Annotated in this window: 11 protein-coding genes and 1 pseudogene; all 12 read left to right on the forward strand. The window is 40.6% G+C overall.

Translation table 11 applies throughout. The features are described from left to right. Window positions 1-63: 63 nt before the first annotated feature. A complete protein-coding gene (locus MF4640_RS17090; RefSeq protein WP_078390339.1) occupies window positions 64-417 on the forward strand; it encodes a DUF3168 domain-containing protein in 354 nt (117 codons plus the stop codon). Between the two features lie 72 nt (window positions 418-489). Further along, entirely contained in the window at window positions 490-960 is a 471-nt protein-coding gene (locus MF4640_RS17095; protein WP_004694098.1) for a phage tail tube protein, read from the forward strand. A gap of 9 nt (window positions 961-969) precedes the next feature. Continuing rightward, a complete protein-coding gene (locus MF4640_RS17100; RefSeq protein WP_078390340.1) occupies window positions 970-1,410 on the forward strand; it encodes a hypothetical protein in 441 nt (146 codons plus the stop codon). A 17-nt stretch (window positions 1,411-1,427) separates the two neighbouring features. Beyond that, window positions 1,428-1,637 (forward strand): hypothetical protein, encoded by a 210-nt coding sequence (locus MF4640_RS17105; RefSeq protein ID WP_078390341.1) that lies wholly within the window; start codon window positions 1,428-1,430, stop codon window positions 1,635-1,637. Window positions 1,638-1,707: 70 nt separating this feature from the next. After that, window positions 1,708-2,157, forward strand: a complete 450-nt coding sequence (locus MF4640_RS17110) for an Sbal_3080 family lipoprotein (RefSeq protein ID WP_227518681.1) — start codon at window positions 1,708-1,710, stop codon at window positions 2,155-2,157. 94 nt (window positions 2,158-2,251) lie between these two features. Continuing rightward, the gene (locus tag MF4640_RS19795) at window positions 2,252-2,707 is read left to right on the forward strand and encodes a hypothetical protein (protein WP_078390342.1); all 456 of its coding nucleotides are present in this window, start codon (window positions 2,252-2,254) and stop codon (window positions 2,705-2,707) included. 57 nt (window positions 2,708-2,764) lie between these two features. Then, window positions 2,765-5,326: a hypothetical protein gene (locus MF4640_RS17120; RefSeq protein WP_078390343.1), complete on the forward strand. Its 2,562-nt coding sequence runs from the start codon at window positions 2,765-2,767 to the stop codon at window positions 5,324-5,326. Beyond that, complete coding sequence (locus MF4640_RS17125; RefSeq protein WP_078390344.1) at window positions 5,326-5,814, forward strand: hypothetical protein; 489 nt, start codon at window positions 5,326-5,328, stop codon at window positions 5,812-5,814. The genes MF4640_RS17120 and MF4640_RS17125 overlap by 1 nt, the downstream gene beginning before the upstream one ends. Then, window positions 5,807-6,283, forward strand: a complete 477-nt coding sequence (locus MF4640_RS17130) for a DUF1833 family protein (protein ID WP_078390345.1) — start codon at window positions 5,807-5,809, stop codon at window positions 6,281-6,283. Before MF4640_RS17125 ends, MF4640_RS17130 begins: the two co-directional genes overlap by 8 nt. Next, on the forward strand, window positions 6,283-6,600 hold the full coding sequence (locus MF4640_RS17135) for a hypothetical protein (protein WP_078390346.1): 318 nt from the start codon (window positions 6,283-6,285) through the stop codon (window positions 6,598-6,600). Before MF4640_RS17130 ends, MF4640_RS17135 begins: the two co-directional genes overlap by 1 nt. After that, window positions 6,597-9,467, forward strand: a complete 2,871-nt coding sequence (locus MF4640_RS17140) for a host specificity factor TipJ family phage tail protein (protein ID WP_078390347.1) — start codon at window positions 6,597-6,599, stop codon at window positions 9,465-9,467. The genes MF4640_RS17135 and MF4640_RS17140 overlap by 4 nt, the downstream gene beginning before the upstream one ends. 58 nt (window positions 9,468-9,525) lie before the next feature. Beyond that, window positions 9,526-10,747, forward strand: a pseudogene (locus MF4640_RS17145) (hypothetical protein); the annotation flags it as partial.

Genomic DNA, 10,747 nt, shown 5'->3' on the forward strand with positions numbered 1-10,747 from the left:
AGCTGAATTTAACAAGGCGTTTATGAAGTCGATTGAATCCGCAATCAAAAAGGGCAAGATCGAATGAAGCAATTACCTATTTATCGAATTTTAAAGGCTGATGCCCAAGTATTTGGAATGTTGGGTGTGCGCATTTATGAAGATGTGGCACCGGAAAAGACACCACCACCTTATTTGGTTTGGTCTGACTTATCAGGTACTCCAAATACTTCCTTAGATAACATCACCAATGAAGATGATGTGATGTATCAGGTGATGGTCTATAGCCCGAACCAAAAGACAGCTTCAGATATTCGAATAGCTGTATGTAATGTGCTTCAAGAGCATAGCTTGATTGATCAGCGTATCGGTCACTATGAGTCAAATACAAAGCTTTTTGCTCGTGGTTTTTCAGGGAGTTGGTGGCTCGATCGCTAACACTTAATTTAATTTTTATTTAGCACCTAAAGAGGTGCTTTTTTATGCCAAAAAATTGAGGAGTAGCTACTCATGGCGCGTATTAAAGTTCAAAAATCACAGTTGTACTATGTGGATGGTGATGAGGTTATCGCTGTGCAATGTGCAAAAAACTTAACGCTCGGTAATGACACCGAAGAAGATATTGATGTGACATGCCTTGACGATGCAGATGATAACTTTGACCCAGGCAAAATGACACCAGGGGAAGGTACGCTCGGCACAGATTTTGATGATGAAAATGAATCGCACTTAAAGATTCTTGCGTTGTCCAAAACTGACCCACGTAAAAAAGTTATGTGGTATTTGGGTTCAAGCCACTCTGATGCGCCACCTACAATGACAGGTGGTGTTTTAGCTTTGCCACCTGATCGTGCATGGTGGGTGTTTGAGGGTTATTTAAAAGCACCTGAACGTACATTCGAAAAAGGGCAGTTTGTTGGTTATAACTACCCATTGAAACGCACCTCACGCATCAATGAAACAATGCGCACAATTCCTTAAGGGTAGGTTATGGCTAAGAAAAAATTAACACTTTCCACTTTGAAAAAAGCGGTTGGAGTAGGCGAATTTGTGGAAAAGACGATTTCGCTTGTAGGTGCAAATGGTGAGGCTTTTGAAGGGGAAATCTTAGTAAAACGCCTATCTCATGATGAGCTTAAAAGCGCAATTGATGCATGGAATTTAGATGATAAGTCTAAGGCAACAGTTGATCAGCATTCAAAAGCCACCCTGTTTGTATCTGTGTTCTCATCTCCTGAAGAAAAATTCTTCCCGTCAATTCAAGATACTGGCATGGTAAACTTAGAAACTATTAGTGCCATGATGAAGGCTGTAGATGAGGTGAATGACTTTTCGGGAAAGAAGTGGATCTCAAATCAGAAGAGTTCTGGTGCGAACTTGTCCTCAACGGAATCGGTGGAAGAACCGTTGAAACAGCAAAGCGCAAAATAAGTCCGAAAGAGTTCAAGATGTGGTGGGACTATCGTCAAAAATATGGCTCACTTTTTTTTGGGCGGAGAATTGAACAAGCCGTTGGATATCTACGTTCGGATGTAATTTCTGTAGCAATTCTAAAAGAGCAGGATCCATTTAATTATATGCCGCATGAACCCCTACCTGAAGAAGTCGAATACAGTGTTGATGAGATGTTTGAAAAGGGGCTGTCCGCAGTTAAGTAATCCTCCTTCGGGAGGTTTCTTTTTGTCCAAGTAATTAGTATCTTATGTTTACTTATAAGAGGGTAATCATGTGAAAAAATTATTGCTTGCGGGGGTTTTAGGGCTTGGGTTGGTTGGATGTAGCAGTGTGAGTGTAAAAACTGTACCTGTTGGCACAATTAAACAAGCACCTCAATTATGTATTGAGGACAATCCCAAAGTCACTGTTCCAGAATTCAATACTTATTTAAAAGATGCTTTTTCACGTCATGAAATCAATACCAAACTTTATGATAAGGGTACGGTCTCAGTTGAATGCAGGTATAAGCTAAACTACGTTGCATATAGATCATGGGATATTGCAATGTATTTATCTCAAATCAAATTAGATTTATTTGAAGGTGATAAGCAGATTGCAGAATTGAATTGGAAGCAAGGAAGTGGGGCAATAAATAAATGGCGCAGCACTGAAGGTAAGGTTTTTGATGCTGTAGATCAATTGCTAGGCGAGGCAAAAAACAAAGGTGAAGTCGTTAAATAAATAAGAGTAAATGCCAAAAGGAACCCTATTCTCAAGGGTTTCTTTTTGCCAGTAGAGTTAGTATCTTGTTCTAAATTATAAATTTGGGGCGGGTATGGCTATTAACCCTTGTAAAGAATGTGGTGGACCGGTAAGTGATAAAGCGGAAAGTTGTCCGTTGTGTGGGGCCAAGCAGCTCAAAAAAACATCACCATTTGTAATGTTATTAGCTATTTTACTGGCTGGGGGAGGGTTAATTGCACTACTAACCCCTAAGTCGGAAAATGTCGTACAGGAATCTAAGCCACTTACAGCAGATGACATTATGGCTGCCAAGCAGGTTAGCGCTTACATGACTATTAAAAGCAGTCTTAAAGATCCAGATAGTGCGACGATAAATTTTTATAAGGGTAAGCCTTGTGGACAAGTCAAAGCTAAAAATAGTTTTGGGGCCTTTACTGGTTTTAAGCGTATTGTGATTTTAAAAGATATCAATATTGAAGGGCAGGGAATGACAGGCACACAGTTTGAAAAAATGTGGAAAAAGCATTGTGATGATGTCCAATTTTAAGTTTTAGTTAATTTTAAAACCGCCAACTAGGCGGTTTTTTTTCGCCTTGAGGTTTATATGAGCACCAAACTGGGAACACTTACTCTAGATTTGGTTACTAAGATTGGTAACTTTGTAGGCCCGATAAAGGATAGTGAAAAACAGGTAAAAACTAGCTTTGCAAGTATGAAAAAGGATGTGCTTGCATATGGAGCTGTGGCGGTAACTGGGGCGACGGCTGCAGGTGCTGCAGTATTTGCTATGGCAAAAAACTATGCAGATGCAGCTCAAGAACTAAAAATATTTGCAGACATTTCTAATGCGACAACGCAAGAATTTCAGGCGATGTCTGCAGCAGCTCAATCGGTAGATATTAACCCAGATAAATTGGCAGACCAATTAAAAGACTTTAATGAAAAGCTCGGAGAGTTTATTACCATCGGTTCTGGTGGTGCCGTTGACTTCTTTGAACAAATCGCTATTCAAACGGAAGGTAGTGCTGAGGGTGCGCGAAAACTTGCACTTGAGATGCAGAACTTATCAGGCCCACAAGCATTGCAGCTTTATGTCGATAAGCTTGAGGAGGCAGGCGTTTCACAACAGCAAATGTCTTTCTATTTGGAATCCATGGCTTCAGATACCACTAACCTGATTCCATTACTGAAAAATGGCGGGGAAGGGTTTAAGTTCTGGGCAGATGCTGCGGAGCGTTATGGCTTAATCATGGATGAATCTGCAATTCAAAAAGCTGCAGAGCTTAAAGTACAACTTCGCCTTTTAGATATGCAAGTTCAAGGGGCTAAGAATCAGTTCATTCAAGGTTTGATGCCGGCACTTGTATCTATTGGTGATGCTATGTCTGATGCTACAACTGAGACAGATTTAATGTCTGATGCGGGTGAGACTTTAGGAGATGTTTTTAAGGGGGTGGCGGCAACAGGTATGGGTGTTTATGCAGTTATTAAGATGCTCTCTAATGCAATTGCAGGCCTTTCTTTCGATGCACTTAATGCTAAAAAAAATGTGGATTTAGCTGCAGAAGGTGGCACTTGGGCAGATAAATTACCCGGTCTAAGACTCGCAAAAACCTTAATCACTGGTGCAACAGTAACTAAAGCACCGAATAGTGGTATCGCTATGGCCGCAGCGGACAATGCTAAAGTTATGGATGATATAGGTACTTCAATCACAACTTTATTTACTAATACTGTGAATGAAGCCACAGCTGCCATGGCGAAAAACCAAAGTGGCCAAGCTGGTGTGATTAAAGGTTCAGATGAATGGATTAAAAAACAAAACCAAGCTGCTAATGCAACAAATGCTGCAACTGATGCCCTGAAAAAACAGCAGGAGCAGGCGCGTGCTTCTATTTCGTATGATTATCTAGATGATTTTGCCAAGTTTGCTGAAGACTATAAACGTCAAGTAAATGAAATTGAGGCTGCAAACTTTGGTCCTTCGCAGGCAAGTTATGTTGCTAAAGCTAAAGCCCGCTATGAATATGAAGAGGAGATGTATCTTCGTCAGATTACGGAGGAAATAAATACCTTTAAGTGGTCTGAAGCGGAAAAGCTCAAATATGCGTTTGAAACACAGCGCATTATGATAAGTGAATCAGGCAAATATAATAATGAACTTAAAGAGTTAAAGCTGAAAGCTTTAGATGAACAATATGCTATTGAAGAGTCTAGCCTACAACTCTCTCAGCAATGGCAATTACTAGAAGCACAATCATCTTATTTAAAAGAGGCTGATTATTTGAGAGCAAGATACGCTCTCGAGGTTAGTGAAATTGAAAAAGTACGAGATGCGAAAATTCGTGCCGGCCTTCTGCAATCACATGGCATAGCAAGCAGTGACGAGTTCTATAGTAAACGAGATCAAGCATGGGACAATTATCAGGATGTAAATGCCAGAACGACAGATACTGTCCAGTATCAGAATCTTGATAGTGAATACAGTGCTCAGCGAGATGCCTTTGATAAAGCGAAAGACTGGGAGTTAATTTCAGAGGAGGAGCATAAGCAAAGTCTTCTTGATCTTGATGAGCGATTTTTACAAGAGCGTGCAAAGCTCAACTTGTCATATGGTGAGGATATATTTGGATCATCAACCGAGATTATGAAAAATGCTTTCGGTGAGCAGTCGGGGCTATATAAAACCATGTTTGCAACGCAGAAGGCTTTTGCAATTGCTCAGTCGTTAATTTCTATTCAGCAGGGCTTGGCTAATGCAGCATCTAATCCTTGGCCAACCAATCTAGCAGCTATGGCATCTGTTGCTGCTGCTACAAGCTCAATCATTTCTAACATTTCTTCTGTTGCGGGTGTATTTCATGGTGGTACGGATTATGTTCCAAAGGAATCAAGCTACCTACTGGACAAAGGTGAGCGTGTTTTATCCCCAAGACAAAACAAGGATTTAACAAACTACTTAAAAAACTCATCTGGTTCTTCTAGTGGCGACATCATCATTAACAACAATGGTTCAAACAAAGTTGCTGCAACCAAAGGTAGCGATGGGAAAACTTACGTGACGATTGAAGAAGTTGAGCAATTTGTTTCGCAATCCATGACTAGACCTAATAGTCGAATTTCAAAAGCTGTTGGCCAAAATACTACAGCGAGTCGGAGACGATAATGACCTTAAATACAATGCAGCGTTGTGTTCTTCAAGCTGGGTACAGCGCCAACATTGGAAATGGTGTTATTGCTCAAGTGTTGGATGGCGGTGCACCCCGTTTTCGCAGGGCTCTAAAAGGGACTGTACATAGCGGAAATGTTTCGTGGGCTGTGAATGCAACTGGCTACCAGTATCTCATGGCTTTTTACCGGGTGTGGGCAAGAAATCCAAATCAACCCTTTCTGATTGACCTATGTATCGATAATGGAATTGTTGAACCTTATGAAGCCTTTTTCGATGGAGGCCCATCGCTCACAGCTAAAAATGGAAACTTATTTTCAGTCACTGCAACCCTGATCGTTAAACCACTTTCCACCAGTGATGACATGGATGACCTGTTGGTGGGCGTAGGAAATGAGGGTGGTAGTTTTGCGGATCTAATGCAACCACTTGAAGAACTCGTAAACGAAGATTTACCAAATGCAATAGGAGGTTTTGATGGGTGATTACACTTCATTCTTTTTAAACAACCATGGTGGAGCTGTCGTGTTGGAGTGTTTGGAAATTACTCATCCCTCATTCAATGAGCCAGCGCGGTTTATTAAAAATGATACTGATGGTGTCATAGCAGAAGGTCAAAGCTATGAATATCAACCTATGTCAATCAAGCGAAACAATGTTAGTAATGATCTTGAGCAGCAGCTTTCAATCACACTTGCTGATATGGAAGACCATTTTTTTAAACAAGTAATAAACACCATGGATTCAAATACGCGACCATCTGTTGTGTTTAAGTTGTTTAGTGATCAAGACCTAGAAATGCCCTTGATGACGATGCAAAAACTTGAAATCGCAAGCTTATCAAAAGACAGTGCGGGACTAGCGACTTTTGATGCTCAAGCGCCTGAGTTGAACAGCGTAAAAACTGGCCGAATTTATACATTGGAAGACTTTCCATTGCTGCGGGGGATTTAATGAACTTAGATCAATTTTTAGATCGAAACTGGACAGATAGCTATACCTGCAATGAATTTGCTTGCGAAGTGTGGCAGCACATTACTGGTGAGGATCTATCACAAAGACTGCAGAACTTTCTAAATGGAACGGGTTCTTTTATTCCAATTGATGTGCCCGAAAGCCCATGTATCGCTTTATTTAATCGAAAAAATGCTGACTTCCATGTCGGCATTTTTTTTGAGGGTAAATTATTACATTTAACCTCTAAGGGGGTGCATTACGTTCATTTAGAAATTGTGCAAGGTGGTTTTCAGCAGCCGAGATTTTACAAATGAAAAAAACCGTTATTATTTGCCCTGTGCCATACGATAAAAACACCTGGTATACAGAACATGTAGATGATGTTTGTGCCTACCTAAAACAGCAGTTTGGAGTCTTTCCTGAGTTTGCCAAGATCTACCATGGTACGGTGGCAGAAAGCCATGATGTAACGCCTAAATCAAAGGTGGACATTGAGCATTTACAGCAGTTAGAGGGGACATTCTATGTGGTGATTTATCCTGCATGGATTCAATACATCTACTATGCTGTTGTGGCAATCATGGCTGCATTTAGTGTCTATTCAATCCTGACAATGCCTAAGCCTCAAGCACAAACAGCAGGTTCAAGTAATAACGAATTACAAGGCCGTTCCAACAAAGCTCGGTTAAAGGGACGTATTCCAGATATATATGGGAAGTTACGCGCATATCCTGATTTAGCTGCCGTGACCTACAACTATTACAATCAAAATGGCGATGAAATCGAAGAGTGTTTGATGTGCCTTGGTCGTGGCCATTACCAAATTCATGATGTACGTGATGCTGATACTGCAGCAGAAGGCGTGGCAGGTATGTCTGTATCTATCTATGATCCAGATACCAGCATTATAGGAGAGGAAACCATTTATCGCACTGGAAGCACATTTACTGAATTGCCAATGCTGGTAAGTAAGTCTGCATCTATTAATGGTCAATCTTTGGTAGAGCCTAGTAATACCGTAATTTCTGAGGATACTCGCGTCTATTTCATGACAGGCGGAATCATTAAAGCAGAGGGTGACGCAATTAACTTTACCAACTTTTTTAAGGTGGGCGATGGTATTGAAATCACTGGTGCTGAATATGGTTTGGCTAATGAAACTTTTGGAGGGGTTTTTACAGCAAATAGCAATAACACCTTAAGCGTGACACTTGATCTTGATTTGGAAAATGTTGATTCGTTTAAGACTTTATCGCTTGTGGGGGCGTTGTTTAGCTATGAGGTCACCAGTGAAGATCCAGAAACAGGTGAGGAGATCATCACTACATATAACTCTGATTTGAGTGGAGAGTATGAAGTTGAAATTGCAAGTAAAGCTCAGACTGGGGCAAACTTTACATATGTATTTACCATTAGTAATCCGAAGCAGGTCAATTACAACTGGAATCATATTACAAGCAACTCATTTACAGCGACTGGAACCTTAAAGAATTCAGTCTTGGGTGTAACTTTAGACGACACTTATTCAATTAGCGCGATTCAAGCGAACCAAATCACCTTGGCAAATGTATCTATCATTAATTCTGATTGGGACAACCTTGATGCGCTCTATGGTGGTTCGACTCAAGGTTTATCAGTACCGGTTACATTGGATGTGGTTGAAAGTCGTTGGGTCGGTTGGTTTGAAGTTGATTTTGAAGAGATTGAGCAAATCACTTTGAACTTTAATTTTCCACAGGGAGCCTACTCTGTGGGTACCAATGGAAAGACGTATGAAGATGCGGGTATTTGTAATTTCGAATATCAAGCGATGCTCAATGGAAATCCTACTGGTGCAATTTATTCCAGTCGAATTGTGAAGTGGGCAAAAATTAAAAATTCATTCGGTTTTACTCATGTCGTTCAAACAGATCCAACTGTCTTCAGTGATGGTGTGCGGTTTCGTATGTCTAAAGAGTCTGTTCACATCCGTAGCAAAACTCAACGGGTGAATGAACTAAAAATTAAGGATGTATACGTAGGGCGACAACTGGATAAAACACTTTATCCTGGTGTGACTATGTTACGTACAAGACAGGTGGCAACCAGCGGTGCACTTTCTATGAAAGAGCGAAAGCTCAATTGCTTGGTCACGCGAAAATTGCCCGTGGATGGTGTGGGGGTTTTAACTGCAACGAGAGATGCTGGGCAAGTACTGATTAATATGGCACTTGATGCCTATATTGGTCGACGTACATTGAGCGAAGTTGATGTAGAGCAAATTAAGGCCGAAATTAATAAGGTGAAAACTTATTTTGGTTCAAGTGCACCTGCGGAATTTAGCTACACATTTGATGATGCTGAGCTCAGTTTTGAAGAGCAAGCGGGGATGGTGGCCAGTGCATGTTTTTCAGAATGCTACCGCTATGGCAATAAGTTGAGAATGCGCTTCGAGCAACCTCAAGAGACTTCAGTTTTGCTTTTTAATCATCGCAATAAAGTGCCTCAATCTGAGAAGCGAACTTATACCTTCGGCATCCAAAAGGATTATGACGGGATTAAGCTTGAATACACCGATCCAGATGATGACGAGCGCGTGAACTATTATCTGAGTTATAACTCCGCTACAGGTGAAGTTACAGAAGACGGTTCTGCAACCAATCCATTAGAGATTACGACCTCGGGTATTCGTAATGTTGCTGTAGCAAAAACTCGTGCATGGCGGGAGTGGAATAAGCTTCAATACCAACGTGTATCTGTTGATTTTGATGCATTGGATGAAAGCGAATTGCTTATGCGTAATGATCGGGTCTTGGTTGCTGATAATACGGTGATTTCAACCCAAGATGGGGAGGTGGTTGGTCAGAATGGTTTTACCTTAACTTTATCTCAGAATGTAGAGTTTAAAGATGGAGTCGACTATTACTGCTTCTTGCAACTCTCAGATGGATCGACTCAATCGATTTTGTGTCACCCTGGGGAAATGACCAATGAAATCATTCTGACCGAATCACCACGTTTGCCGCTGGTGATTGACCCGGATAGATATGTCAAAACCCTGTACACAGTTGTTGAATCTTCTGAGGCAGCTAAACAGGCTTTCATGCTGACCGAAATGTCACCGAATGATCAGATGACGAATAAGCTGACCTGCATCAATTATGATGCGCGTTACTATGCAAATGATCACAACTATATCTAATTTATATTAAACGCAAGGCCGCCTTAATCGGCGGTTTTTTATTGCTTGGAGAAAAGTAATGGCTGAAGTTATTACTAAAGAACAGCTTGAAAATGCAAGTGTTGATGCAAAAGATTTGGGTGAATGCGTCCATGGAAATGAGTCTGGAATTGTGACTCCACGCATAGGTGATCCCTATCCAACATTGCCAGCTGCGATTGCAAAGGTTGAGAATAAAGGTGGTTATATTACTACACCAACTTTAGCAGCATTAAATGCAATTGTTCCTGAATTTAATCATCAAGTTGCCAGAGTCGATGATACTGGAAATGAATATCGTTGGAACCCATCATCTACAAACCCTTCTAAATGGGAGCCGACTGGTAGGAACTTTTTAACTGAGTCGAAATCTTATACAGATAGCATTACTACAAATATCCTATCGGCTGCATTTAGTGAGTCTGGATACATATCAGCAACTGGAGCTTTTCTACCAGGTGCATCTTTTAAATCAACAGATTTTATTAAAGTTGTGCCGAGTCAAAGTTACCGTATTTATAGCCAAGTTGTAGGTTTGGCTAGGCATGCCTGGTATGATAAAAATCAAGTGTTCATCAGTGCATTTGGTGATGATCAAACAACCTTGACTGAGAAAACATATGTTGCGCCTGCCAATGCTGCTTATATGCGCGCATCAGCTTATCAGACTACTGCCTGGAATGTAGCTTACATCAAATCAAAAGCGTATTCGATTGATGTTATTGAGAAGATTATTCAGCAGCATATGCCGAATGTTGATTCCTCAAAAATTGATTACAACAGCAGTAATGTCAAAGCAACACTTGATACTGTAATCAGCAAGCAAAATGCAATTATTGCTAATCAAAATGGGATTGTTGGTCAGCTTGATTTGATGACTGACAAAGAAAGTCCGTATTTTGTAAACACTTCACAATTCGTTAAAGCTGTTTTAACCCCAACAAACTTTAATGCTGTAAATGTGACAGCTCGTGTATCTGATACACAAATGACTGTTTCGGATCCTACTGCATTTATTTACAGTGGTTCTTGTGTTGTATATGACCAAACAGCGAACAGTTATACAAGCCATAACGTAATTGGGATTAACGGTACAACAATTACAGTCATGCCTCCACTACCTGTAAATCCTACACAAGTGCAGACAATGCATGACAGTTTTCAAAGTCAGCATTTAACTTTGTTTGGGTATAAAGGATTGGCTGACCACATCGTAAATTGTGTTCAGAAGTATAGCTACAAGAAATCTGAAAACCTGATTT

Origin of the sequence: Acinetobacter sp. MF4640 (assembly GCF_002018895.1) — a bacterium.
Taxonomy (GTDB): domain Bacteria; phylum Pseudomonadota; class Gammaproteobacteria; order Pseudomonadales; family Moraxellaceae; genus Acinetobacter; species Acinetobacter johnsonii.

Coding starts and splice junctions, on each gene's coding strand:
- MF4640_RS17090 (WP_078390339.1), top strand. CDS start 64: ATGAAGCAATTACCTATTTATCGAATTTTAAAGGCTGATGCCCAAGTA.
- MF4640_RS17095 (WP_004694098.1), top strand. CDS start 490: ATGGCGCGTATTAAAGTTCAAAAATCACAGTTGTACTATGTGGATGGT.
- MF4640_RS17100 (WP_078390340.1), top strand. CDS start 970: ATGGCTAAGAAAAAATTAACACTTTCCACTTTGAAAAAAGCGGTTGGA.
- MF4640_RS17105 (WP_078390341.1), top strand. CDS start 1,428: ATGTGGTGGGACTATCGTCAAAAATATGGCTCACTTTTTTTTGGGCGG.
- MF4640_RS19795 (WP_078390342.1), top strand. CDS start 2,252: ATGGCTATTAACCCTTGTAAAGAATGTGGTGGACCGGTAAGTGATAAA.
- MF4640_RS17120 (WP_078390343.1), top strand. CDS start 2,765: ATGAGCACCAAACTGGGAACACTTACTCTAGATTTGGTTACTAAGATT.
- MF4640_RS17125 (WP_078390344.1), top strand. CDS start 5,326: ATGACCTTAAATACAATGCAGCGTTGTGTTCTTCAAGCTGGGTACAGC.
- MF4640_RS17130 (WP_078390345.1), top strand. CDS start 5,807: ATGGGTGATTACACTTCATTCTTTTTAAACAACCATGGTGGAGCTGTC.
- MF4640_RS17135 (WP_078390346.1), top strand. CDS start 6,283: ATGAACTTAGATCAATTTTTAGATCGAAACTGGACAGATAGCTATACC.
- MF4640_RS17140 (WP_078390347.1), top strand. CDS start 6,597: ATGAAAAAAACCGTTATTATTTGCCCTGTGCCATACGATAAAAACACC.